21 protein-coding genes are annotated in these 24,876 nt (G+C 68.1%); 10 read left to right on the top strand and 11 right to left on the bottom strand.

The genetic code is table 11. The features are described from left to right. Positions 1-9: 9 nt before the first annotated feature. Positions 10-2,790 carry a transglycosylase domain-containing protein gene (locus ACFYPN_RS19475; RefSeq protein WP_389299625.1) on the bottom strand — a complete coding sequence of 927 codons (2,781 nt, stop codon included), beginning with the start codon at positions 2,788-2,790 and terminating at the stop codon, positions 10-12. Positions 2,791-3,177: 387 nt separating this feature from the next. Between ACFYPN_RS19475 and ACFYPN_RS19470 the strand changes: the two genes are divergently transcribed. From ACFYPN_RS19470 to ACFYPN_RS19460, 3 genes are all read left to right on the top strand, one after another. After that, positions 3,178-3,852 carry a helix-turn-helix transcriptional regulator gene (locus ACFYPN_RS19470; protein WP_358765456.1) on the top strand — a complete coding sequence of 225 codons (675 nt, stop codon included), beginning with the start codon at positions 3,178-3,180 and terminating at the stop codon, positions 3,850-3,852. Between the two features lie 73 nt (positions 3,853-3,925). After that, positions 3,926-5,008 carry an inositol-3-phosphate synthase gene (locus ACFYPN_RS19465; protein WP_358765454.1) on the top strand — a complete coding sequence of 361 codons (1,083 nt, stop codon included), beginning with the start codon at positions 3,926-3,928 and terminating at the stop codon, positions 5,006-5,008. Positions 5,009-5,130: 122 nt separating this feature from the next. Then, positions 5,131-6,402, top strand: a complete 1,272-nt coding sequence (locus tag ACFYPN_RS19460; protein WP_389299622.1) for an MFS transporter — start codon at positions 5,131-5,133, stop codon at positions 6,400-6,402. A gap of 110 nt (positions 6,403-6,512) precedes the next feature. On the opposite strand, the gene ACFYPN_RS19455 is transcribed toward ACFYPN_RS19460, so the two are convergent. Continuing rightward, positions 6,513-7,955 (bottom strand): CCA tRNA nucleotidyltransferase, encoded by a 1,443-nt coding sequence (locus ACFYPN_RS19455; protein ID WP_358761708.1) that lies wholly within the window; start codon positions 7,953-7,955, stop codon positions 6,513-6,515. Between the two features lie 185 nt (positions 7,956-8,140). On the opposite strand from ACFYPN_RS19455, the gene ACFYPN_RS19450 reads away from it, so the two are divergent. The 7 genes from ACFYPN_RS19450 (at position 8,141) to trxA (ending at position 17,800) form a co-directional block, all read left to right on the top strand. Beyond that, positions 8,141-10,438, top strand: a complete 2,298-nt coding sequence (locus tag ACFYPN_RS19450) for a DUF6049 family protein (RefSeq protein ID WP_389299617.1) — start codon at positions 8,141-8,143, stop codon at positions 10,436-10,438. 49 nt (positions 10,439-10,487) lie between these two features. After that, positions 10,488-12,638 carry a murein biosynthesis integral membrane protein MurJ gene (gene murJ, locus ACFYPN_RS19445; protein ID WP_389299614.1) on the top strand — a complete coding sequence of 717 codons (2,151 nt, stop codon included), beginning with the start codon at positions 10,488-10,490 and terminating at the stop codon, positions 12,636-12,638. Between the two features lie 131 nt (positions 12,639-12,769). Then, positions 12,770-14,464, top strand: coding sequence for a protein kinase family protein (locus tag ACFYPN_RS19440; RefSeq protein ID WP_389299612.1), 1,695 nt, complete (start codon positions 12,770-12,772; stop codon positions 14,462-14,464). A 27-nt stretch (positions 14,465-14,491) separates the two neighbouring features. Beyond that, on the top strand, positions 14,492-15,211 hold the full coding sequence (gene sigM, locus ACFYPN_RS19435; protein WP_358761700.1) for an RNA polymerase sigma factor SigM: 720 nt from the start codon (positions 14,492-14,494) through the stop codon (positions 15,209-15,211). Positions 15,212-15,831: 620 nt separating this feature from the next. Beyond that, positions 15,832-16,320 carry a hypothetical protein gene (locus ACFYPN_RS19430; RefSeq protein WP_358761698.1) on the top strand — a complete coding sequence of 163 codons (489 nt, stop codon included), beginning with the start codon at positions 15,832-15,834 and terminating at the stop codon, positions 16,318-16,320. 128 nt (positions 16,321-16,448) lie between these two features. Then, on the top strand, positions 16,449-17,420 hold the full coding sequence (gene trxB, locus ACFYPN_RS19425; RefSeq protein WP_358761696.1) for a thioredoxin-disulfide reductase: 972 nt from the start codon (positions 16,449-16,451) through the stop codon (positions 17,418-17,420). A 47-nt stretch (positions 17,421-17,467) separates the two neighbouring features. Next, entirely contained in the window at positions 17,468-17,800 is a 333-nt protein-coding gene (gene trxA, locus ACFYPN_RS19420; protein ID WP_358761694.1) for a thioredoxin, read from the top strand. A 129-nt stretch (positions 17,801-17,929) separates the two neighbouring features. Here the strand turns inward: trxA and ACFYPN_RS19415 are convergent, their stop codons facing one another. From ACFYPN_RS19415 to rpmH, 9 genes are all read right to left on the bottom strand, one after another. Next, positions 17,930-18,547 (bottom strand): GNAT family N-acetyltransferase, encoded by a 618-nt coding sequence (locus tag ACFYPN_RS19415; protein ID WP_358761692.1) that lies wholly within the window; start codon positions 18,545-18,547, stop codon positions 17,930-17,932. Positions 18,548-18,698: 151 nt separating this feature from the next. Next, positions 18,699-19,775 carry a ParB/RepB/Spo0J family partition protein gene (locus ACFYPN_RS19410; RefSeq protein ID WP_389299607.1) on the bottom strand — a complete coding sequence of 359 codons (1,077 nt, stop codon included), beginning with the start codon at positions 19,773-19,775 and terminating at the stop codon, positions 18,699-18,701. After that, positions 19,772-20,848, bottom strand: a complete 1,077-nt coding sequence (locus ACFYPN_RS19405) for a ParA family protein (protein ID WP_358761688.1) — start codon at positions 20,846-20,848, stop codon at positions 19,772-19,774. Before ACFYPN_RS19405 ends, ACFYPN_RS19410 begins: the two co-directional genes overlap by 4 nt. 311 nt (positions 20,849-21,159) lie before the next feature. Next, a complete protein-coding gene (rsmG, locus tag ACFYPN_RS19400) occupies positions 21,160-21,876 on the bottom strand; it encodes a 16S rRNA (guanine(527)-N(7))-methyltransferase RsmG (RefSeq protein WP_358761686.1) in 717 nt (238 codons plus the stop codon). Between the two features lie 108 nt (positions 21,877-21,984). Next, complete coding sequence (locus ACFYPN_RS19395; protein WP_358761684.1) at positions 21,985-22,494, bottom strand: R3H domain-containing nucleic acid-binding protein; 510 nt, start codon at positions 22,492-22,494, stop codon at positions 21,985-21,987. Positions 22,495-22,505: 11 nt separating this feature from the next. Then, entirely contained in the window at positions 22,506-23,759 is a 1,254-nt protein-coding gene (gene yidC, locus ACFYPN_RS19390; protein ID WP_358761682.1) for a membrane protein insertase YidC, read from the bottom strand. Positions 23,760-23,762: 3 nt separating this feature from the next. Then, entirely contained in the window at positions 23,763-24,140 is a 378-nt protein-coding gene (gene yidD, locus ACFYPN_RS19385) for a membrane protein insertion efficiency factor YidD (RefSeq protein ID WP_389299601.1), read from the bottom strand. Next, positions 24,137-24,508, bottom strand: a complete 372-nt coding sequence (rnpA, locus tag ACFYPN_RS19380) for a ribonuclease P protein component (RefSeq protein WP_266706611.1) — start codon at positions 24,506-24,508, stop codon at positions 24,137-24,139. Before rnpA ends, yidD begins: the two co-directional genes overlap by 4 nt. A gap of 18 nt (positions 24,509-24,526) precedes the next feature. After that, complete coding sequence (rpmH, locus tag ACFYPN_RS19375) at positions 24,527-24,664, bottom strand: 50S ribosomal protein L34 (RefSeq protein ID WP_112448007.1); 138 nt, start codon at positions 24,662-24,664, stop codon at positions 24,527-24,529. Between the last annotated feature and the right edge of the window lie 212 nt (positions 24,665-24,876).

Below are 24,876 nucleotides of genomic sequence, written 5' to 3'. Positions count from 1 at the left end.
CGGCTTCGGCTATCCGCCGCCTCCGCCGGTGCTGAAGAGCCCGGTGGTGGTGCCCGTGCTGTTGTTGCCGTTGCCGTTGCCGTTGGTGGTGCCGTTGGTGTTGCCGGTGGTGGTGGAGGAGTCCGTACCGGCGGCGTCGCTGCCGTCCGTCGTACCGGTGGTGTCGGTGCCCTCGGTCGTGCCGGTCGTGTCCGTGCCACCCTCCGCTCCGGTACCGGTGGCCGCGTCGGGGGCGCAGGTGTTCCATCCCCAGGTGGTGCAGGTGTCACTCGGGGTAGGGGTCGGGGGGGCCGAGGTCGTCGGAGTCGGATCCACGGTCGGCTTCTCGGACGGCGTGGGCGAGGCGGTGCTGGGGGTCGGCGAGGGGGACGGGCTGGGGCTGGCGCCGCCGCCGTAGACCTTCTCACCGACGGGGCCTGGCTTGGGGAACTCCACGACCTTCATGCCCTTCACCGCGCCGGCCATGTAGTCGTGCCAGATCTGCGCGGGGAACGACGCACCGTGGATCTTCTTCTCTCCACCGGTGCCGTACATGCTCTGGAAGGTGCGGTCCTTGTGCTTCTCGTTGTCGTCCAGGCGGAACATGCTGACGGCGGTGGAGATCTGGGGGGTGTACCCGACGAACCAGGCCGACTTGTTCTCGTCGGTGGTACCCGTCTTGCCCGCCACGTCACGACCGGGGATCTGGGCGGGGGTTCCCGTGCCGTGCTCGACGACGTTCTGGAGCACGTCGGTGACGTTGTCGGCGATCGCGGGGTCGAAGGCGGTCTGGGTCTTCTTCGCGTGCTGGTAGATGACCTCACCCTCGTGCTTGACCTCGGTGACCGAGAACGGGTCGTTCCGCTTGCCGCTGGTGGCGAACGTGGCGTACGCGCCGGCCATGCGGATCGCGCTGGGCGAGGAGGTACCGATGGAGAAGGACGGAACGTGGTCGTCGGCCATGAACGAGTCGTCGCGCAGGCCCGCCGAGATGGCCGCTTCCTTCACCTTGTCCGTACCGACGTCCATGCCGAGCTGGACGTAGGGCGAGTTGATCGACTCCTGCATCGCGTACCGCAGGTCCACGTCACCGTAGGACGTGTGGTCGTCGTTGGTCTGGAGCCACTGCTCGCCCTTCTTGTTCTCCCAGGGCTGCCCGGTCCAGTCCTTGATCTTCAGCTCGTTGTCGCCGTTGTAGATGCTCTTCGGCGAGACCGGTGTGCGCTGGGACTCGCTCTGCTCGGACCCCAGGCTCGGATCCCTCTTGCCGTACTCCATGGCAGCCGTGAGCACGAACGGCTTGAAGGTCGACCCGACCTGCGCACCGGTGGCGTCGGCGTTGTTGGTGTAGTGCTTGGTGGCGTCCTGCCCGCCGTAGATGGCGAGGATGGCCCCGGTGCTGGTGTCGACGGAGGCGCCGCCGAACTGGACGTAGGCGTCGAGCTTCGGTCGCTTCTTGACGTCGATCTTCTCGTCGTAGACCCGCTTCACAGCGGTGGTGAGCTGCTGGACCTTCTTCTTGTCGAAGGTCGTGTGGATCTCGTATCCGCCCTGCGCGAGGAGGTCTGCGTCGATGTTCGCCTTGTTGTTGGCGAGGAAGTACTTCTTGGCCAGGTCCACCAGGTAACCGGTCTGGCCGCTGAGCTGGGCGCTCTTCTTCGGCTCCACCGGCATGGGGAACTTCGTGTACTTGGCCCGCTCCGCCGCGTCGAGATGGCCGTCCTTGACCTCCTCGTCGAGGATCCACTTCCAGCGGAGCGTGGCGCGATGCAGGTTCTTCTCGGGGGTCGCCTCCACCGGGTCCACCTCGGGGACACCGGCCGGGTCGTAGTAGCTGGCGCCCTTGAGCAGGGTGGCCAGGAAGGCGCACTCGCTCGGGTTCAGGTCGGTGGCGTCCTTGTCGTAGTACGTACGTGCCGCGGCCTGGAGCCCGGAGGCGCCCCGGCCGTAGTAGGAGACGTTGAGGTACCCCTTCATCACGTCTTCCTTCTTCATCTTGCTGCCCACCTTGAGCGTGATGAAGAGTTCCTTGAACTTACGGGTGACCGTCTGCTCCTGGGTGAGCATCGAGTTCTTCACGAACTGCTGGGTGATCGTCGAACCGCCCTGGGTCTCGCCACCCTTGGCCATGTTGAACAGGGCTCGCGCGATACCCATCGGGTCGATGCCGTGGTCCGTCTGGAACGACTTGTTCTCGGCCGAGATCACGGCGTAGCGCATGGCCGCCGGGATCTGCGCGTAGCTGATCTCCTGGCGGTTGAACTCGCCACCGGTCGCGACCATCTGCGAGCCGTCGGCCCAGTAGTAGACGTTGTTCTGCGCCTTGGCCGCCTTGCTGACCTCCGGGGTCTGCACCAGCGCGTACGAGACGCCCGCGATACCCATGAGGAGGCCGAGGAAGCTCAGACAGAGGCCGGAGACCAGCTTCCACGACGGCACCCAGCGGCGGTACCCGTATCGGCCGTAACGGGGGTAGTCGATGATCCGCTTCTTCTCAGGCCCGCCGTCCCCCCGGCCCCGCCCGGGGCCCTCGGGACCCCCGCCGCGGCGTCGGCCACCTCCCCCGCCGCCGCCCGGTCCGCCGGAGCCGGGGCCCTCGGCCCCGCGCCGACGGCCGCCGCGCTGTGCGGCACGGCGCGCTTCGGCGCGGCCGCCCGGCGGGCGCTCCTCGGCATACGGCTCGGCAGGTGACTTGTTCGTCACTCTGGGTGATGGTGCTGCGCGGCGTCCTGCTGACTGCGGCGCGGCTCGTCGGGCCGCGGCACGCCCCCCGTCTTGCGGTTGAGGCGTTTTGCGACGGTGCTCGCTCATCGAACGACTACTCCTCGGGCAGGCGAGAGCGCCTGGAAGCGGCAGTTGAGATCCGGTCCCCCCGAATTGCGGACAGGCCCTGCGGAAGGCTCATCCGCAGTACATCCGGCAGTCCGCGAAGTCTGACGCCCGGCGGCGCCTCGCGGTTCCCGGTGATCTGCATGCCGGACAGACTACGCACGGTCAAAACCCATCTAGGGCCGAACTTCACCCCAAATGACGCAAGTCGCTTGCTACGAATTAGTGATGTGACGCCGTTCACGAAGCCAGCCCTTGTCGAACATCGCGGACCGATCTATCGTGCTGATGTATCGAGTCGATACATCAGGGCGGCATAAGTGCGTCGCCGGTGCATCACGGGACCACCCGACAGCAGAGGAGGCGAAGATGAGCAGACGCTCCGGCATCCTCGAATTCGCTGTCCTCGGACTGCTCCGCGAGTCCCCGATGCACGGCTATGAGCTGCGCAAACGCCTCAACACCTCGCTGGGCATCTTCCGCGCCTTCAGCTACGGCACCCTCTATCCCTGCCTCAAGACGCTGGTCACCAGTGGCTGGTTGATCGAGGAGCCGAGCACCGCCCCGGCCGATCTTGCGACGCCCGCCTCCTCACTCGCGGGCCGCAGGGCGAAGATCGTGTACCGGTTGACGGCAGAGGGCAAGGAGCACTTCGAGGAGCTGCTCTCGCAGACCGGCCCGGACGCCTGGGAGGACGAGCACTTCGCCGCTCGCTTCGCCTTCTTCGGCCAGACCGAACGCGATGTGCGGATGCGCGTCCTGGAAGGCCGGCGCAGCAGGCTGGAGGAGCGCCTGGAGAAGATGCGCGCCTCTCTCGCCCGCACCCGTGAACGACTCGACGACTACACACTTGAGCTGCAGCGACACGGCATGGAGTCCGTGGAGCGCGAAGTGCGCTGGCTGAACGAGCTCATCGAGAGCGAACGCTCGGGACGGGACCGGCGACGGTCCGCCCCCGGGGGTTCCCCTCAGCAGGACACAGCAGAAGAAGCGGACGGCCTGCCCCGGCGCCGGGATGACACCCCGCCGGATCCGTCCAACTGACACCGCCCGACGGCACCCCGCACATCGCGGGAGCCTCCGTCGGGACCACCATTACACACAGGGAGCAACCGGAATGGGTTCGGTTCGCGTAGCCATCGTCGGCGTGGGCAACTGCGCCGCCTCGCTGGTGCAGGGCGTCGAGTTCTACAAGGACGCCGATCCGGCCGGCAAGGTGCCCGGTCTGATGCACGTCCAGTTCGGCGACTACCACGTCAGCGACGTCGAGTTCGTCGCTGCCTTCGACGTCGACGCGAAGAAGGTCGGCCTCGACCTCGCGGACGCCATCGGTGCCAGCGAGAACAACACCATCAAGATCGCGGACGTGCCCACCACCGGCATCACCGTCCAGCGCGGCCACACCCACGACGGTCTGGGCAAGTACTACCGCGAGACGATCGAGGAGTCCACCGAGGCCCCCGTGGACATCGTCCAGGTCCTCAAGGACAAGCAGGTCGACGTTCTCGTCTGCTACCTCCCCGTCGGTTCCGAGGTCGCGGCGAAGTTCTACGCCCAGGCCGCCATCGACGCCAAGGTCGCGTTCGTCAACGCCCTCCCGGTCTTCATCGCCGGCACCAAGGAGTGGGCCGACAAGTTCACCGAGGCCGGTGTCCCGATCGTCGGCGACGACATCAAGTCCCAGGTGGGCGCCACCATCACGCACCGCGTGATGGCGAAGCTCTTCGAGGACCGGGGCGTCGTCCTGGACCGCACGATGCAGCTGAACGTCGGCGGCAACATGGACTTCAAGAACATGCTCGAGCGTGAGCGCCTGGAGTCCAAGAAGATCTCGAAGACGCAGGCCGTCACCTCGCAGATCCGTGACCGCGAGCTCGGTGCCGACAACGTCCACATCGGTCCCTCGGACTACGTGGCGTGGCTGGACGACCGCAAGTGGGCGTACGTCCGCCTCGAAGGCCGCGCCTTCGGTGACGTCCCGCTGAACCTCGAGTACAAGCTCGAAGTGTGGGACTCCCCGAACTCGGCCGGTGTCATCATCGATGCCGTCCGCGCCGCGAAGATCGCGCTGGACCGGGGCATCGGTGGCCCGATCCTCTCCGCTTCCTCGTACTTCATGAAGTCCCCGCCGGTCCAGTACTTCGACGACGAGGCCCGCGAGAACGTCGAGAAGTTCATCAAGGGCGAGGTCGAGCGCTGATCCGGCCGAACGGCTGACAGCATCGCCGTGAGCGGGCGCGGTAACGCCTCCTCACCCGCCTGACGTCGAAGGTCCCCGAGCCGCGCGCTCGGGGACCTTCGACGTATGTGACCCTTGCTCACATGGCTGTCGCGCGTGATCTGCGCATACTCCTGCGCCTTCGGAACTTCCGTCGCCTCCTGGCCGTGCGACTCCTCTCCCAGTCGGCGGACGGCGTCTACCAGGTCGCGCTCGCCGCGCACGTCGTCTTCTCGCCCGAGCGGCAGGCTTCGGCCGGCGCCATCGCCTCGGCCATGGCGGTCCTCCTCCTCCCCTACTCCCTGGTCGGCCCGTTCGCCGGTGTGCTGCTCGACCGCTGGCCGCGCCGCCAGGTCTTCCTCCACGGAAACCTGCTCAGAGCCGCGCTCGCCTGCTGCACCGCGTTGCTCATTCTCGGTTCGGTGCCCGAGTGGCTCTTCTACGCCTCGGCGCTCTGCGTCACGGCGGTCAACCGCTTCGTCCTCGCCGGGCTCTCCGCCGCCCTGCCGCGCGTGGTCGACGCCGACCGGCTTGTACTCGCCAACTCGCTCTCCCCGACCGCCGGCACGCTGGCGGCGACGGCCGGCGGCGGACTCGCCTTCGCCGTCCGGCTGCTGGCCGACGACTCCGACGCCGCGGTGGTCCTGTTGGGGGCTCTGCTCTATCTGCTCTCGGCCCTGGTCTCCCTGGCCCTGCCCACGAAGCTGCTGGGACCGGACGTCCAGGAGAGCGCGCTGCGTCTGCGGGCGGCGATGGGCGTCACCGCACGGGGACTCGTGGCAGGCATGCGTCATCTGGTGGACCGCAGAGACGCGGGCCGGGCGCTGATCGCCATGACGGTGCTCCGGTTCTGCTACGGAGCCCTGACCGTGATGGTGCTCATGCTCTGCCGCTATACCTGGACGGACGACGAGTCCCGAGGACTGGCGCTGCTCGGAGTGGCGCTGGGGATCTCCGGGGCGGGGTTCTTCGTCGCCGCGGTCGTGACGCCCTGGGCGGTGGGCCGGTTCGGCCGGTACGGATGGATCGTCGTCTGCGCGGGGGCCGCGGCCGTCCTGGAACCCGCCCTGGGCCTCTCCTTCGCTCTCGCGCCGATGATGGTCGCGGCGTTCGTGCTCGGTGTGGCGACTCAGGGTTCCAAGATCGCGACGGACACGGTGGTACAGACGTCGGTGGCCGACGCGTACCGGGGGGGCGTCTTCTCCCTCTACGACGTGCTGTTCAACGTGGCGTTCGTGAGTGCGGCGGCCGTCTCCGCACTCGTACTGCCGGCCGACGGCCGGTCCGTCCCCGTGGTGGCCGGAGTGGCGGTGCTGTACGCGGCCGTCGGCGTGGCGATGTTCCGGTGGCGAAAGGCTGCCGTCACCACCTCCTGATCCAGGGAGTCAGCTCTCGTTTCACGTGAAACGTCACCGTCCGGCCGACCGCACGGCTCCGGGGTCGTGTTTCACGTGAAACACGACCCCGGAGCGAGCAACCGCAGGACTCAGCCCTGGTTCGTCCACCACTCCCGGAGAGCAGCGGCAGCGGCCTCCTCACCCATCGGGCCGTTCTCCAGTCGCAGCTCCAGCAGGAACGCGTACGCCTGGCCGATGACGGGCCCGGGGCCCACATCGAGAATGCGCATGATCGCGTTGCCGTCGAGGTCGGGCCGGATGGAGTCCAGCTCCTCCTGCTCCTGGAGCAGCGCGATGCGCTCCTCCAGCGCGTCGTACGTGCGCGAGAGCGCGTTCGCCTTGCGCTTGTTCCTGGTGGTGCAGTCCGAACGCGTGAGCTTGTGGAGCCGCTCCAGGAGGGGCCCCGCGTCACGCACGTACCGGCGGACCGCTGAATCGGTCCACTCGCCGTCGCCGTACCCATGGAAGCGAAGGTGGAGTTCGACCAAGCGCGAGACGTCCCTGACCATGTCGTTGGAGTACTTCAGTTCCGTCAGACGCTTCTTGACCATCTTGGCGCCGACCACCTCGTGATGGTGGAAGGAGACGCGGCCGTCCTTTTCGAACCGCCGGGTCCGGGGCTTGCCGATGTCGTGGAGCAGCGCGGAGAGCCTCAGGACGAGGTCCGGGCCGTTCTCCTCCAGGTCGATCGCCTGCTCCAGAACGGTCAGAGAGTGCTCGTAGACGTCCTTGTGACGGTGATGCTCGTCACTTTCGAGCCGTAGTCCCGGCAGTTCGGGAAGGACGTACCGGGCCAGCCCGGTATCGACCAGCAACCCCAGTCCCTTGCGGGGGTGCTCGGAGAGGAGCAGCTTGTTGAGCTCCTCCCGGACGCGCTCCGCCGACACGATCTCGATGCGCTCCGCCATCTCCGTCATGGCCTCGACGACCTCGGGGGCCACCTCGAAGTCGAGCTGCGCGGCGAACCGTGCGGCCCGCAGCATACGGAGCGGGTCGTCGGAGAAGGACGCCTCCGGGGTCCCTGGAGTGCGCAGGACGCGGTCGGCGAGGTCCTTCATCCCGTCGTGCGGGTCGATGAATTCCTTCCGCGGAAGCGCGACGGCCATCGCGTTGACGGTGAAGTCCCGTCGGACCAGATCGTCCTCGATGGAGTCTCCGTACGAGACCTCGGGCTTCCGGGAGGTCCGGTCGTACGCCTCCGAGCGGTAGGTCGTGACCTCGACCTGGTAGCCGTCCTTCTGAGAGCCCACCGTGCCGAACGCGATTCCGATCTCCCAGACCGAGTCGGCCCAGGGGCGGACGATCTTGAGTACGTCCTCCGGGCGCGCGTCGGTGGTGAAGTCGAGGTCGTTCCCGAGCCGCCCGAGCAGAGCGTCCCGGACCGAGCCACCGACCAGGGCAAGGGCGAACCCCGCTTCCTCGAAGCGTCGGGCGAGCTCATCGGCGACGGGGGAGACCCGCAGTGGTTCGCCGGCCCCACGGGGCTCCGTTTGGCTCAGGGCGCTGGACTTGTCTTCGTTGGCGTTCGGCACAACAGAAAAGGGTACGTGCCCCGACCGGCCCGGGCGTCACCGTTTCCGGGAGCCCTGCGAGACTCTGCCGATCATGAGAGGCGGTCCGGAGCACTCCGCCACAGCGCACCTCGTTACCATGCGGGGACGCAGAACCGACAGCGATCGACACCCCCAGCTGACGACGACGAGGGACGGGTACACGCGTGGCCGAGGCGGCAGACTCTCAGGGGACACGTCCCTCTCCTGCTCGCCGGTGGATGGGGCGTACTGCGTCCGTTCTGCTGGGGGTGCCCCTGGTGACGGGTCTGCTGGCCGCGTCTGCGGTAGCGGCTCCGCTCACCGGTGCCCCTGCGAAGGCGACCGCCGTCTCCAGCACGGTCGACGTCTCACTGAACTCGCTCCTCCCCAGCGCGCCGGTGGACGGGGACACGCTGGTCGTCTCCGGCACCCTGACCAACCGGGGCAGCGAGACGATCGACGAGGCCGAGGTGGACCTCCGTGTGGGTCCGAGGCTCTCCGGGCGCTCCTCGATCGACGCGAACGCCAAGCGGACCGGATATCTGCCAGGTGTGGACGCGGAGGCGCTCGACGATCCGTACACCCTCGATGTGTCCTCGCTCCGCAAGGGCGTCAGCCAGGACTTCTCGATCTCCGTCCCGGTCGACAAACTGCCGCTGGACTCGGCCGGCGTCTACCAGCTGGCCGTCTCCCTGACGGGCCGGACGTCCAGCAGCTCCTACGAGCGTGTCCTCGGTATCCAGCGCACCTTCCTCCCCTGGCAGCCGGAGGAGAGCGACGCCAAGTCCAAGCTCACCTTTCTCTGGCCGCTGATCGCCTCCGCGCACATCACGTCCGAGACCGCCTCGGACGCGCAGCAGACTCCCGTGTTCCAGGACGACGAGCTGGCGACCGAACTGAGCCCCGGAGGCCGGCTGGAACAGCTCGTCTCGCTGGGCAGCGATCTTCCGGTGACCTGGGTGATCGATCCGGACCTGCTGGCGAGCGTCGACGCGATGGCGGGGACCTACCGGGTCAGGGCCGGTGACACCACGGTCCCCGGCACCCACCAGGCCATCGCGAAGAAGTGGCTCGACGCGCTGCAGAAGGGGGTGAACGGCGAGAAGATCGTCGCCCTTCCGTTCGCCGACCCCGACCTCGCGTCCATCGCGCACCGGGGCAAGAACGTCTCGGGCACCCTCAGCCATCTGCAGAACGCCACCGAAGCGGCCACGACCACGGTGGAGACGGTCCTGCACACCACGCCGACCACCGATTTCGCGTGGCCCGTCGACGGTGCCATCGATCCGTCGATCGTCGACGTCGCCACCTCGGCCGGAGCCCACAAGGTGATCGCCCGCAGCGACAGCCTCGAAGAGACCGGCAACCTGATGTACACGCCGACGGCTGCCCGGCCCATCGGCGGCGGCACGAGCGCCGTGGTGGCCGACTACCGGCTCTCCACCGTCTTCGGCGGTGACATGACGGGGGGCGAGCGCTCCACGCTCGCCGTCCAGAACTTCCTCTCCCAGACCCTGGCTCTCACCAAACAGGACGAGGAGAAGGACCGCAGCATCGTGGTGGCTCCTCAGCGGACGCCCACCGCCGCACAGGCGCAGACCATGGCGCGTGCCCTCCGGGCGCTGGACGACGACCGCTGGACGGAGTCGCTGGACCTGGTGGCCGCCGCCGAGGTGAAGCCGGACGCCGGAGCGACCACCAAGGTGCCCGGCTCGTCGGCGTACCCGAAGAAGCTGCGCAGCCAGGAGCTGCCCACGCAGGCGTTCCAGGACATCAGGGGCACCCAGGATTCGCTCAACAGCTTCCAGGTCATCCTGACCCAGCCCGAGCGGGTGGTGACCCCGTTCGGCAACGCCATCAACCGCTCCATGTCGACCTCCTGGCGGGGAAAGCCGCTGGAGGCCCAGAAATATCGCGACGCGGTGCGGACGTACCTCCAGGGACTCGTCGGCCAGGTGAACCTGATCGCCAAGTCGGACGTCACCCTCTCCGGGCGTAGCGCTACCATCCCGGTCACCGTGCAGAACCAGCTCGTGCAAGGGGTCGACCATCTGGTCCTCCGGCTGACCTCCGACAACGCCACCCGTCTCAAGCTCAACGACGGAGGCGCGGTCGCGCAGCAGCCGGTGGCGATCGCAGGCGGTCACAGCCAGTCGGTGAAGTTCGACGCGGACGCCAATGTCAACGGCCAGGTCCAGATCAGGGCCCGCCTCTTCACCCAGGACGGGACCCCCTACGGCGACGAGATGACCTTCACCGTGAAGGTCTCCGAGCTGACGCCGACCGTACTGCTGGTGATCGCCGGGGGTCTGCTGCTGCTGGTGCTGGCAGGTGTGAGGATGTACAACCACCGGAAGCGCGCCGTCGCAAGCGACACGTCGGAAGGCGGCGGCGGCGAGCCCGAGCAGCCGAGTGACCCGGCGCCGGACACCGGGCCGGAAAGCAGTAACCCGTCCGGGCCGGGTGAGAAAGTGGACCGTTGAGCGATGTCTGTCGAGGCCGGCCGGCCGGGGACGATGAGGTGGGGTTTCGATGAACGCGCCGTACGACGGTGACCGCGTGCACGGCGCGGGCGGGACGGGCGCCGACCGGGTGCCCTCGGAGACGGGACCGGACGGGATGGCCCCTGCCGACCCGTACCTCCAGCATGCCTACGACCACGACCCCTATCGGGCGAGTGACCTCGCCGCCCAGGACCCGGTCGGTGAGGCCCTCTACGACCGGGCCTCCCACCCGCCGCCGCCCCCGGGCACGTACCAGGAGCCCCAGCCGCTCTACCAGCAGCCTCCCGCGGCCCAGTACCCCCCGGACCCCCGGATCTGGGCCCAGACGCCCGCACCGGAGCCCGCAGGGCCCTCCCGGCACCTTCCCTATGGCGACGACGCCCTGACGACCCAGTTCGTCGGCGTCGACGACCTCGTCACCCGCGCCTCGGAAGACGACGTGGAGCCCGACGCGTTCGCCCACCTCTTCCGGGACCAGGAGGGCTCCGGCGGTGGCCGGCACGCCGGCGAACCCGAGCCCGCCGGGGCCCCCGCGCCGCAGAAGTCCGGAGGCCGGGCCTCGGGACTGCTCAAGTCCAGCGCACTGATGGCCGCCGGAACGCTCGTCTCACGGCTCACCGGCTTCGTCCGGAGCCTGGTCATCACGGCCGCGCTAGGCGCCGTCCTCCTCGGTGACAGCTTCACCATCGCTTACACGCTCCCGACGATGATCTACATCCTCACCGTCGGCGGCGGCCTGAACTCCGTGTTCGTACCCCAGCTCGTCCGCTCCATGAAGGAGGACGAGGACGGCGGCGAGGCGTACGCCAACCGCCTGCTCACCCTGGTGATGGTCGCCCTCGGTCTGATCGTGGCCGCTGCGGTGTTCGCCGCACCGCTGCTCATCCGGCTGATGTCCCTCCCGATCGCCAACGACCCCGACGCCAACAACGTGGCCGTCACCTTCGCGCGCTACTGCCTGCCGACGATCTTCTTCATGGGCGTGCACGTCGTGATGGGGCAGATCCTCAACGCGCGCGGCAAGTTCGGCGCGATGATGTGGACCCCGGTCCTCAACAACATCGTCATGATCACCACGTTCGGTCTCTTCATCTGGGTCTACGGCACCGCGGCCGAATCCCAGATCGGTGTGCGGACCATCCCGCCGGACGGAGTCCGACTGCTCGGCATCGGCACCCTGCTCGGACTCACCGTGCAGGCCCTGGCGATGATCCCGTACCTGCGCGAGGCGGGTTTCCGGTTCCGGCCGCGCTTCGACTGGAGGGGCCACGGTCTCGGCAAGACGATCAAGCTGGCCAAGTGGACCGTGCTCTTCGTCCTCGCCAACCAGGCGGGCGTCCTGGTCGTCACCCAGCTCGCCACCTCGGCCGGCAAGTCCTCCGGGCAGAACGGCACCGGCTTCCTCGCCTACTCGAACGCCCAGCTCATCTGGGGCATGCCGCAGGCCATCATCACCGTCTCCGTGATGGCCGCCCTGCTGCCCCGCATCGCACGGGCCGCGCACGACAACGATCCCGGCGCGGTCCGCGACGACATCTCCCAGGGGCTGAGGAACTCCGCCGTCGCCATCGTTCCGGTGGCCTTCGGGTTCCTCGCGCTCGGTCTGCCGATGTGCACCCTGCTCTACGGGTCGAGCGGCTCCGAGGCCGCCCGGTCGATGGGCTTCATCCTCATGGCGTTCGCCCTCGGCCTCATCCCGTACTCCGTGCAGTACGTCGTGCTCCGTGGTTTCTACGCGTACGAGGACACCCGCACCCCCTTCTACAACACGGTCATCGTGGCGGCCGTCAACGCCGCCGCTTCGGTCCTCTGCTTCCTCGTCCTCCCGTCCCGCTGGGCCGTGGTCGGCATGGCCGCGTCCTACGGCCTCGCCTACGCGGTCGGGGTCGGCGTCGCCTGGCGACGGCTGCGCAACCGGCTCGGCGGCGACCTGGACGGCACCCGCGTCGTCCGCACGTACGCCCGCCTCTGCATGGCGGCGGTCCCCGCCGCACTGGTCGGGGGTGTGGTGGGGGTCGCCCTGCTCGAACTCCTCGGCGGGGGCGTACTCGGTTCGGTCGTCGCGCTGATCTGTGGTGGTTTGTTGCTGCTCGCCATCTTCTTCGGTGCGGCCAAGAAGATGCGGATCGAAGAGGTGAACGGGCTGATGGGTATGGTCCGTGGACGGCTCGGCCGCTGAACGGGCGCCGCAGCACACAACCATCACCGGTCTCCGTGTGTCGTGCATAGGGCTGGAGTGTGGGCACAATTGGCGAGACTGTGAGCAGAGCCGGCTGGCATCGCGCAACGGATGGGGAGGCAGGAACGACGGTGGCGGAACGTAGCACGGCTGCCGTCGACGTGGCCGACAACGGCGGCGACGAGCCGCTGTCCGCCAAGGCGGACGAGGCCACGACCGACGGGACGGCTGAAGCCAAGAACGCGCCGGGCGAGAGCCCGGACGGCGTGGACGACAAGGACGTCGGCTCCCCCGCGGAACCACCGGCACCCGACCTGCACAGCGGCCACAAGCTGGCCAAGCGCTACCGGCTCGAAGAGTGCGTCACCCGACTGGACGGTTTCAGCAGCTGGCGCGCGATGGACGAGAAGCTGCGGCGCGCGGTGGGGGTCCACCTGCTCACGGCGAACCATCCCCGCGCCCGGCCGGTCCTGGCCGCGGCCCGCTCCTCCGCACTCCTCGGCGACCCACGCTTCGTGCAGGTGCTGGACGCCGTGGAGGAGGGCGACTTCGTCTATGTCGTCCACGAGTGGCTCCCGGACGCCGTCGAGCTCACCGCACTGCTCGCCGCGGGCCCCATGGAGGCGCACGACGCGTTCCAGCTCGTCGGGCAGCTCTCCCAGGCCATGGCTGCCGCACACCGTGAGGGTCTCGCGCACCTGCGCCTGACACCCGGCGCCGTCCTGCGCAGTTCCACGGGGCAGTACCGCATCCGCGGCCTCGCCGTCGACGCCGCGCTGCGCGGCATCACGGCCGAGCATCCACTGCGTACGGACACCGAGGCGATCGGCGCCCTGCTGTACGCGGCGCTGACCCAGCGGTGGCCGTACGAGGACGACGCCTACGGGCTCGCCGGCCTTCCCAAGGGCATGGGCCTCATCGCTCCCGACCAGGTCCGGGCCGGAGTCCACCGCGGTCTCTCCGAGCTCGCCATGCGCGCGCTCGCCAACGACGGCGCCACGGCTTCGCGGCAGGAACCGCCCTGCACGACCCCCGACGAGCTGGCCAAGGCGGTCGCCGCGATGCCGCGCATCCTGCCGCCCGAGCCGACCTTCACCGCTCCGCCCGAGTACCAGCGGACCACTTACCAGCAGGGGACGTACGGACGCCCGTCCGCCCGCCCCGCACCGACGGCCCCCTCCGTCATGGCTGTGCCTCCGGCCCCGCTCGAGAGCCGCACCGGCAGGGCGCTGAAGTGGGCCGTCTCCGCCCTGCTCATCGCCGCCCTGGGTCTCGGCAGCTGGCAGCTCGCCGAGACGCTCCTGGACAACAAGAAGACCGAGGAGACGGACACCACCCGCACGACGGACAGCGGCAGCACCGACAAGAACGTGCTCGTCTCCGGCAAGCCCCTCACCATCGCCGGCGCCCAGGACTACGACCCGCTCGGCACCGACGGCGGCGAGAAGCCCGAGGCGATAGGGAACGCCTACGACGGCGACGCCAGCACCTACTGGTCCACACAGAGCTACTACACCGCGAAATTCGGCGCCCTCAAGACGGGCGTCGGGGTCGTCCTCGACCTCGGGAAGGTGCAGCAGGTCGGTTCCGTGGACGTCTCCTTCCTCGACGGCACCACCTCGGTCGAGCTGCGCACTTCGGAAGACGCGTCGCCGCCGTCCATGCCCGACGGCTTCACCAAGGTGGCCGGGGGCTCGGGGACGGATGTGACACTCAAGCCAGACAACCCTGTCCAGGCGCGGTACCTTCTCGTCTGGCTCACCGAGCTGCCCGGCAGCGGCAAGCAGTACCGGGGCAAGATCTCCGAGATCAAAGTCACCAGCTGACGGACGCAGGGGGACGGGGACTCACCGTTGGACGATGCCAGATTCGCCGAGAGCAGTGACCAGGAGCTTCTGGCCCTGCACGTGGCGGGCGAACCGGATGCCTTCGGTGAGCTGGTGCGGCGCCACCGGGACCGGTTATGGGCGGTGGCCCTTCGGACACTCGGGGACCGGGAGGAAGCGGCTGACGCGGTCCAGGACGCCCTCGTCTCCGCGTTCCGGTCCGCCCACACGTTCCGGGGTCAGGCAGCCGTCACCACCTGGTTGCACCGGATCACGGTGAACGCCTGTCTCGACCGGGCACGCAAGGCCGCGTCCCGCAGGACCTCACCGGTGGAGACCGCGGAGCGCCTCGACCAGCTGCTGGAGCCGCACGAGTCGGCCGAGGCGCCCGCCGAGCGTCAGGATCTCCACCGCGAGCTGCTGGCCGCGCTCGCGACACTCCCTCCCGATCAGCGCGCCGCATTGGTCCTCGTGGACATGCAGGGGTACCCGGTCGCGGAGGCGGCCCTGATCCTCGACGTTCCGAGCGGCACGGTGAAGAGTCGCTGCGCCCGCGGGCGGGCCAAGCTCCTGCCTCTCCTGGCTCACCTGCGCGGCAGCGACGCGGAAGACGCGCCGACGACGAGCAAGAGCACCGGTGCCGAACGGAACCTGCCGCGAGGTCCATCCGTCCCACGGGTGTCGGAGCCGAGGGACGCGGGAGCGCATGATCCTGCAGCAGTGCAGGGCGGAGGCGGACACGTATGACATCCACGACCGGTACGACCCAGCACCCGGACGTCTCGGAGATCGCCGACCTCGGCGAAGGCATCCTCTCCGTTTCCCGAGCCACGGACATCCGGCGCCACCTTCTCTCGTGCGCGCTCTGCGAGGATGTGCGGTCCTCCCTCGAAGAAGTCGAGTTCTTTCTCGGCTCACTGCCGTCGCCCACCCCCATGCCGGCCGATGTCGCTGCCCGTATCGACGCGGCTCTCACCGCTGAGGTGTATCCCGTCCCGGGGTCGTCCGCGATCACGCCGCGGGAAAACCTCGATGTTTCACGTGAAACATCGAGGAGCGAACCGGCAGACCGGACGACCGAGCAGCCTGAGCAGTCTGGGCAACCCGCAGCAGAGATGACGGGCGCGGAGGGTACGGCTGATGACTCCGCACCTCGGGACTCCACCCCTCAGGACTCCGCACCTCGGGACTACGCCACCCGAGAGTCCGCGACTCAGAGTTCCGCGAGTCAGCTGAAGCGGAACGGACCGTCGCCGTCCCCCTCCACCACCCGACCGTCGCCCGCCTCCACCGGCCCGGGACGCCGCTCCAGGTGGCCCCGCCGCCGCCTCGTCCTCGGGGCAGCGTTCGGCGCGGGGATTCTCGGCGTGGGCACCCTTCTGGTCCAGACGGCCGGGACCATGCTCGACAACTCCAGTGCGTCAGACTCCGCCTCGTCGGCCAAAATCGCGCCCCCGGAATCCCGAACCCCGGCAGTGTCGGGAGCCGGTGAGTTCACCACGGCCACCCTCCCCGAGCAGGTACGCAAACTCTTGGGCAGTACGCCCACGCTCCGCCACACCGAGAGCGCCGACAGCCCGGCGCAGGAGCCACAGCCCTCCGGGACACCTCTCCTCGACGATCCACGGGCGGCCCCGTACGTACCGGCGTGCGTCCAGCGCGCGCTCGGACGCACCGTCACGCCCCTCGGGGCGGAGCCTGGTGAGTACGAGGGGACCGAGACCTACCTCGTGGTGCTGCCTCACCCGACGGACAGTTCCCTGGTCTCCGCCTATCTCGTCGACGCCCGGTGCACCGACTCCGATCCCTCGGGCACGGGTTCTCTGATGTTCTCCCACCCCTACCCCCGTTCCTGACGCGCAGTGCCCTGTGCCACACGGGGAGATCGGGAATGCACGCCCCGTAGGATCCGTTGGGTGGGGTGAGAGTCGTTGAACCGACCACCTCAGACAGCAGGCAGACCGCAGAGACGAGGAAGACACCCGTGAGCGACGTCCGTAATGTGATCATCATCGGCTCCGGGCCGGCTGGGTATACGGCCGCCCTGTACACCGCTCGCGCCTCGCTGAAGCCCCTCGTCTTCGAAGGTGCCGTCACCGCCGGTGGCGCGCTCATGAACACCACCGATGTGGAGAACTTCCCCGGCTTCCAGGACGGGATCATGGGTCCTGACCTCATGGACAACATGCGTGCCCAGGCCGAGCGCTTCGGCGCGGAGCTGGTTCCGGACGACGTCATCGCCGTGGATCTGACCGGTGAGATCAAAACGGTCACCGACACCGCCGGTACGGTTCACCGCGCGAAGGCTGTCATCGTGACCACCGGGTCCCAGCACCGGAAGCTCGGCCTGCCGAACGAGGACGCCCTCTCCGGACGCGGCGTCTCCTGGTGCGCGACCTGTGACGGGTTCTTCTTCAAGGACCAGGACATCGCGGTGATCGGTGGCGGCGACACCGCCATGGAGGAGGCCACCTTCCTCTCCCGCTTCGCCAAGTCGGTCACGATCGTCCACCGCCGTGACACGCTGCGCGCCTCCAAGGCGATGCAGGAACGGGCCTTCGCCGACCCCAAGATCAACTTCGCCTGGGACAGTGAGGTCGCCGGAGTCCACGGGGAGCAGAAGCTGTCCGGTCTGACCCTGCGCAACACCAAGACCGGCGAGACCTCCGAGCTGGCGGTCACCGGCCTCTTCATCGCAGTCGGCCACGACCCCCGGACCGAACTCTTCAAGGGTCAGCTCGACCTCGACGAGGAGGGTTACCTCAAGGTCCAGGCTCCCTCCACGCGCACCAACCTCACGGGTGTCTTCGGCGCCGGCGACGTCGTCGACCACACCTACCGTCAGGCCATCACCGCGGCCGGCACGGGTTGTTCCGCCGCCCTCGACGCCGAGCGCTTCCTGGCCGCCCTCGCGGACGAGAAGCTCGCCGAGCCGGAGAAGACCCCGGCCGTCTGAACTGCTCCACCCTCACCCCCCTCACCCCTGTTGATAAGGAGGCCGCCGTGGCCGGCGCGCTGAAGAACGTTACCGACGCTACTTTCGAGGAAGAGGTTCTGAAGAGCGGCAAGCCCGTTCTCGTGGACTTCTGGGCCGCCTGGTGCGGCCCGTGCCGTCAGATCGCCCCCTCCCTGGAGGCCATCGCGGCTGAGCACGGTGAGATCGAGATCGTGAAGCTCAACATCGATGAGAACCCGGAAACCGCCGCCAAGTACGGCGTGATGTCCATTCCGACGCTCAACGTCTACCAGGGTGGCGAGGTCGCCAAGACCATCGTCGGTGCCAAGCCCAAGGCCGCGATCCTCCGCGACCTCGAAGACTTCATCGTCTCGAAGTAAGCACCCCGCTCCCCGCGCACGCGCAGCGGTACGCACGGAGCATGTTTCACGTGAAACGGGTCGGCCTCACCAAGGGGCCGACCCGTTCTGCTGCGCCCTCTGAGCCGTGTCCGGCCCCGCACACACCGTTCAGAGCGGCCGGAGCGCGGGTTCCTTCTGCACCGCTCCCAGCAATCGGTCCAACGCCAGCTCGACGTCTTCCCTCCAGGTGAGCGTCGTCCGCAGATCCAGTCGCAGACGCGGATGGACGGGGTGTGGGCGCACGGTCTTGAACCCCACCGCCAGGAGGTGGTCGGCCGGAAGGAGACAGGCGGGTTCCTTCCACCGTGCCTCGCCGATGGCCTCGATGGCCTTGAAGCCTCGCTGAAGAAGGTCCTTCGCCACGGTCTGGACCATGACCCTTCCCAGCCCTTGCCGCTGGTAGGCGGGGTCGATCCACCCGGTGATCAGCTGGACGGCGTCCGGGGAGACCGGGCTGGTGGGAAAGGCGATGGAACGCGGCACGTAAGCCGGCGGTGCATAGAGGACATAGCCCACTGGCACATCGTCGACGTGGACCAGACGACCGCAGGAACCCCATTCCAGGAGAACGGCGGAGAGCCAGGACTCCTTGGCCGACTCCGTCTCGCCTGCCTTGACCGCGGCATCCGCCCGCACGGGGTCCAGCTCCCAGAAGACACACGACCGGCAGCGCTGGGGGAGATCGGGGAGGTTGTCCAGGGTGAGAGGTACGAACCGACGCCCCATGAAGGCGATCCCTCACTTCCTTGGATCCCGGGAGATGCGCCCTACCAGAACGCATCGTATCCACGCAGGCAGGGAGCGCATACCCGGGAACGAGCAAAGGACGGGCCTCGGAGGCCCGTCCTTCCCCGCACTGCCGTACGTACTCCGTCCGTCAGCTCGCCGCTTCACCCTCGGTCGCCTTGGCGGAGGTGCCGCGTTCCAGCACACGGCCCTCACCCGGCGCGAGGCTGCCGAGAATACGGTCGAGGTCCTCCATCGAGGCGAACTCGACGACGATCTTCCCCTTCTTCTGCCCGAGGTCGACCTTCACCCGTGTCTCGAACCGGTCCGAGAGCCGTGACGCCAGATCACTCAGGGCGGGCGAGACCAGGCTTCCCGCCCTCGGCCCCTTCGGCTTCGCGGGGCGGCTGCTCTTCGACTCCATGACCTTGACGATCTCCTCGGTCGAGCGCACCGAGAGTCCCTCACGAACGATGCGACGGGCGAGTTCCTCCTGCTCCTCCGCGTCCTCCAGCGAGAGCAGGGCGCGCGCATGACCGGCCGAGAGAACTCCCGCGGCCACCCGGCTCCGCACGGAGAGGGGCAGGCGCAACAGACGCAGAGTGTTCGAGACCTGGGGTCGGGAGCGGCCGATCCGGTCGGCCAGCTGCTCCTGAGTGCAGTTGAACTCCTTGAGGAGCTGGGAGTACGCGGCTGCCTCTTCGAGCGGGTTGAGTTGAGCCCGGTGCAGGTTCTCCAGGAGTGCGTCCAGCAGCAGCTTGTCGTCGTCCGTCTCCCGGACGATCGCGGGGATGCGCTCCAAGCCCGCCTCCCGGCTGGCCCGCAGGCGCCGCTCACCCATGATGAGCTCGTAGCTGTCGGTCCCCACCTGGCGTACGACGACGGGCTGGAGAAGGCCCACCTCCTTGATGGAGATGATCAACTCGTCGAGCGCCGCCTCGTCGAACACCTCTCGCGGCTGCTGGGGGTTGGGCCGGATCGAGTCCGGCAGCAGTTCGGCGAAGTACGCGCCGACGGCCTCCGGCTCTCCCCGCACCACCGGAGGTTCCGCGGACTTCGGCTCGGGCACCAGAGGTCCGTTCGTGAGAGCGGACAGCTTCGCGGCCGGCACCCCTCGCTCCGCCGCCAGTACCTGCCCGGCGCCCGTGGGAGCCACCTGCTTCTCCGAGGGAGCTGCGGGAATCAGCGCGGCGAGCCCACGCCCCAGCCCTCGACGACGGTCACTCACTGGATGCCCTCCGAAATACTCCGCTGGGTGCTCTGATTGCCCACGTGGGCGGGCTGGGGCTCGTACCGCACTCCGACGCCCCGCAATGCGATCTCACGCGCTGCCTCGAGGTACGACAGCGATCCGCTCGATCCCGGATCGTACGTCAGGACGGTCTGTCCGTAGCTGGGAGCCTCCGAGATACGGACGGACCTCGGAATGCTCGTACGGAGCACCTCCTTGCCGAAGTGGCTGCGCACCTCCTCCGCGACCTGGGAGGCGAGGCGAGTCCTGCCGTCGTACATGGTGAGCAGGATCGTGGATACGTGGAGATCCGGGTTGAGGTGACCACGTACCAGTTCGACGTTCCGGAGCAACTGGCCGAGGCCTTCCAGCGCGTAGTACTCGCACTGGATGGGAATCAGCACCTCGGCGCCGGCGACCATCGCATTGACCGTCAACAGGCCCAGCGAGGGCGGGCAGTCGATGAGGATGTAGTCGAGCGGCTGCTCGTACGCCTGAATAGCGCGCTGGAGACGACTCTCCCGTGCCACCAGGGAGACCAGCTCGATCTCAGCACCTGCGAGATCGATGGTGGCAGGAGCGCAGAAGAGACCTTCCACGTCCGGGACGGGCTGCACCACTTCGGAGAGCGGCATGCTCTCCACCAGAACGTCGTACACCGAGGGCACCTCGGCGTGATGGTCGATCCCCAGAGCCGTTGAGGCATTCCCCTGCGGATCGAGGTCGATCACCAGAACGCGGGCACCGTGCAGAGCGAGCGAGGCGGCAAGGTTGACGGTCGACGTCGTCTTGCCCACACCGCCCTTCTGGTTGGCGACCACCATGACGCGCGTCCGGTCAGGGCGTGGCAGCCCCTCGCCGGCACGGCCCAGGGCCTCCACCGCCAGCTGGGCCGCACGACCAATAGGAGTGTCATCCATCGGCGGCGGTGTTTCACGTGAAACACCGTCCCCCAGGGATTCGGTACGGGGACCGGGGACCGGATCGGTCATCGGTCCCGCGATGTTGGCGTCGGACCGCAAGGATTCACTCTCCTCGACTTCAGGCTCGCAGTAGGCAGAGCCTGCCATGCTTTCGGGGTTGTGAACCAGCGAGGCCCGCTGATCTGTGGATGGCTCCACCGATGTGGACAACTTGGTAGCTCGTTCGGGGTTGCGGTCCCGCGGCGTGGCAGCCGCACGGCCGCGGCCGATGATTCCCTGCAGCAGAGAGCGACGTTTCACGTGAAACACGATGCCTCTGCCGGGCAACTACCCAGCACCGACACTCCGCGTGAAGGGCTCACGGCTACTTCTGTGGAGCATCACTCTGCGAGCCGACCGACGGGATCCCCGCTGGTATCTCTTCCGGCCGAGCCCCCGCCCCGGCCGTGGTACACGCTTCAGCGCCGTCGGCGCGTCCGCCCCACCCGGGCCGCCTTGGCCCGCTTTGCGGCGAACCTCACACCGCCCGGGCTCTCGCCCACGACCACCCGGACCACCGTCGTGGTGGGGTCCACCACACCCGCACCGGCATGAAGCACTTCGGTCTCCACCACGCCCAGCTTGCTCAGCGCGGCACGGGCACCGTTGATCTCCTCTTCGGCGGTGTCACCCTTGAGGGCCAGCATCTCGCCGTACGGCCGCAGCAGAGGAACTCCCCAGCCGGCGAGGCGGTCCAGTGGTGCGACCGCCCGTGCCGTGACGACATGGACCGGCTGAAGCTTCCCCAATACTTCCTCGGCGCGGCCCCGCACGACCGTCACATGATCCAGCCCGAGCAGTTCCACGACCTCCTGGAGGAAATTGGTCCTCCGGAGCAACGGTTCCAGCAGCGTGATCTTCAGATCCGGCCGTACCAGAGCCAAGGGGATGCCCGGCAATCCTGCCCCGGAGCCCACATCGCACACCGTCACCTCCTGAGGGACCACCTCGGAGAGCACGGCGCAGTTCAGCAGGTGCCGTTCCCACAGACGCGGGACCTCACGAGGACCGATCAGTCCCCGCTTGACGCCTGCGTCCGCGAGCAGCTCCGCGTACCGGACAGCCTCGGGGAAGAACTCGCCGAAAACCGCCTTGGCCGCCTCAGGTGCCTGAGGGAGCGCTGCTTCCTCCGTCACGGGGACCGTCCTTCCCTACTGCACTCACGCACTGTGGATGGCTGACTATCAGGCTGACAAAGATCGGCCCCGCCTGCGAACAGACGGGGCCGACAGAACACGTTCCGGTCAGGCCGGAAGGACGACGACGAAGCGCTGCGGCTCCTCGCCCTCGGACTCGCTCCGCAGTCCGGCCGCTGCGATCGCGTCATGCACGACCTTGCGCTCGAACGGCGTCATCGGCTCCAGCCGCACCGGCTCACCGGAGCTCTTGACCTCGTCCGCCGCCTTCGCGCCGAGCGCCGCCAGAATCTCACGCTTCTTGGCCCGGAAGCCCGCGATGTCCAGCATCAGCCGGCTCCGGTCGCCGGTCTCCCGGTGAACCGCGAGCCGCGTCAGTTCCTGGAGTGCCTCCAGCACCTCACCGTCGCGGCCCACCAGCTTCTGCAGTTCACCCGCCGATTCGCTGATGATCGAGACCGCGGCCCGGTCCGCCTCGACGTCCATGTCGATGTCGCCGTCGAGGTCGGCGATGTCGAGGAGACCCTCAAGGTAGTCGGCCGCGATCTCGCCCTCCTGCTCGAGGCGGGTCAGGGTGTCGCTGCCTTCGACGGCCGTGGAGATGGTGCCTTCCGACACGGATGGACTCCTTACTTCTTGGACGGGTGCTTGGGCCGCTGCTGGCCCTTGCGCGGTCCGGACTTTGCCTGGCGTGAGGAGCCCGACGCGGGCTTGGCCGCCGGCTTCGACTGGTCGTCCTGCTTCTGGAGCGAGGTCTTGACCTCCGGAGTGGCCTCCGCGGTCGGCTCCTTGGGCGCTTCGGCCTGACCGGCGGCCGCAGTCCGCTGCGCCTTGGTCTGCCGCTTGGGCTGGTGCCGCCGCTGTGCCATGCCCTCGGCCTCGGCCACTGCCGACTCGCTCTTCGCCACGGTCCCGTCCTCCTGAGCGGCGAGGCCCAGCTTGGAGAGTCCGTTGATGAACTTGCGCTCGATGTCGTTGCGCTCCGCGCCCTTGGCATAGATGCGCTTGACGGTGTTGCGACGGGTCCGGCCGCGTACTTCGCCGTGCTGGGTGATGCTCTTCAGCAACCGTCCGAGGTACTGGTCCTGGGCCTTGCTGCCCGGCGTCGGGTTCTGGTTGATCACGAACATCTGCTGACCCATGGTCCAGACGTTGGTGGTCAGCCAGTAGACGAGGACACCGACGGGGAAGTTGATGCCCATCACGGCGAAGATCAGCGGGAAGACGTACATCAGCATCTTCTGCTGCTGCATGTACGGAGTCTTCACCGAGAGGTCGACGTTCTTCGTCATCAGCTGGCGCTGGGTGAAGAACTGCGAGGCCGACATCATGACGATCATGACCGCGGTGACGACCCGGACGTCCAGGAGCGAGGCACCGAGGGCGTGCACCTCGGCCGAGCTGTTCATGAACTTCGCCGCGAGCGGGGCACCGAAGATGTGGGCCTGCCGCGCGCTGTCGAGCAGCGGCTGGTCGATGACGCCGATCGTCTTGCCGTTGGCGATGGCCGCGAGCACGTGGTAGAGCGCGAAGAAGAACGGGGACTGCGCAAGGATCGGAAGGCACGAGGAGAGCGGGTTGGTACCCGTCTCCTTGTACAGCTTCATCATCTCTTCGGACTGACGCTGCTTGTCGTTCTTGTAGCGCTCCTGGATCGCCTTCATCTTCGGCTGGAGCACCTGCATGTTCCGCGTCGACTTGATCTGCTTCACGAAGAGCGGGACCAGGCAGATACGGATCAGGACCACGAGGGACACGATGGACAGGCCCCAGGCCCAGCCCGTGTCGTCACCGAACATCGCCCCGTAGACCTTGTGGAACTGGACGATCACCCACGAGACGGGTGTGGTGATAAAGCTGAACAGACTGGCAATCGTGTCCACTAATCAGGCTCCTTGAGCTTTGGGCGAGGTCTCTGTGGCCGGGCCCGGCAGCACGGCCGAGGCCGCTGTCGCGGCTGCCCTGTCCCCGGGGGGCACATCAGTGGCGGAGTCCCCGCCCTTGTCACCACGCAGCGCGTTGCGCAGCAGTTCGTGCCAGCGCGGACGCTTGCGCGGGGGGACATGGTCCACACCGCCCGGCGACCACGGATTGCATCGCAGAATGCGCCAGGCGGTCAGCGCCGTTCCCTTGATCGCGCCGTGCCGGTCTATCGCCGTGAACCCGTAGTGCGAACACGACGGGTAATAACGGCAGACAGGACCCAGCAGTGGGCTGATCGTCCACTGGTACAGCTTGATGAGAGCCAGCAGCGGGTACTTCATCGCGCGCCCCCTCCCAGCAACCGCTCGAGGGCGGCGTCCAGGTCTCGGGTCAGCTGGGCGTGGTCGGCATCGCCCGAACCGGGCAACGCGCGCACCACCACCAGGCTACCGGGGGGCAGCTGAGCCAACCGGTCTCGGACCAGATGGCGAAGCCGACGCTTCACAGCGGTGCGGACGACCGCACCGCCCACGGCTTTGCTGACGACGAAACCCGCACGCGGTGGGGGAGGGGTCTCCCCCGACACGTGCGGGTCCGTAGTACCGCTGCGTAGATGGACGACGAGCAGAGGGCGACCGGCCCTGCGTCCTCGTCGTACCGCGGTCGCGAAGTCCTCGCGCCGCCTCAGCCGATTCTCGGTAGGCAGCACGTCATGACCTGTGGGTGATCAGGCTGACAGGGCGCTGCGACCCTTGCCGCGGCGGTTCGCCAGAATCGCGCGGCCGGCACGGGTACGCATACGCAGGCGGAAGCCGTGGGTCTTGGCGCGACGACGGTTGTTCGGCTGGAAGGTGCGCTTGCTCACTCGGGGGCTCCAGAATAAATCGGGTGATGGCGGGACATCGCCTGGCTGTCACCGTGCGCCCACGAGGAACTCGCGTAAACGCCTTAGTGCACCGCTTCACGATCACAGATCGTGATCTTTGCCCATCGGAGGCAGGCGGCAGCAGCCATCGACAACTCGACCTGGTCACGGTACGCGCGGCTACGCCATCCGGTCAAACTCGCCGCGAGCGA

Source organism: Streptomyces sp. NPDC005576 (assembly GCF_042871745.1).
GTDB lineage: Bacteria > Actinomycetota > Actinomycetes > Streptomycetales > Streptomycetaceae > Streptomyces.
Note: the sequence above shows the minus strand (reverse complement) of the source record. Positions and strands in the feature narration are given on the sequence as shown.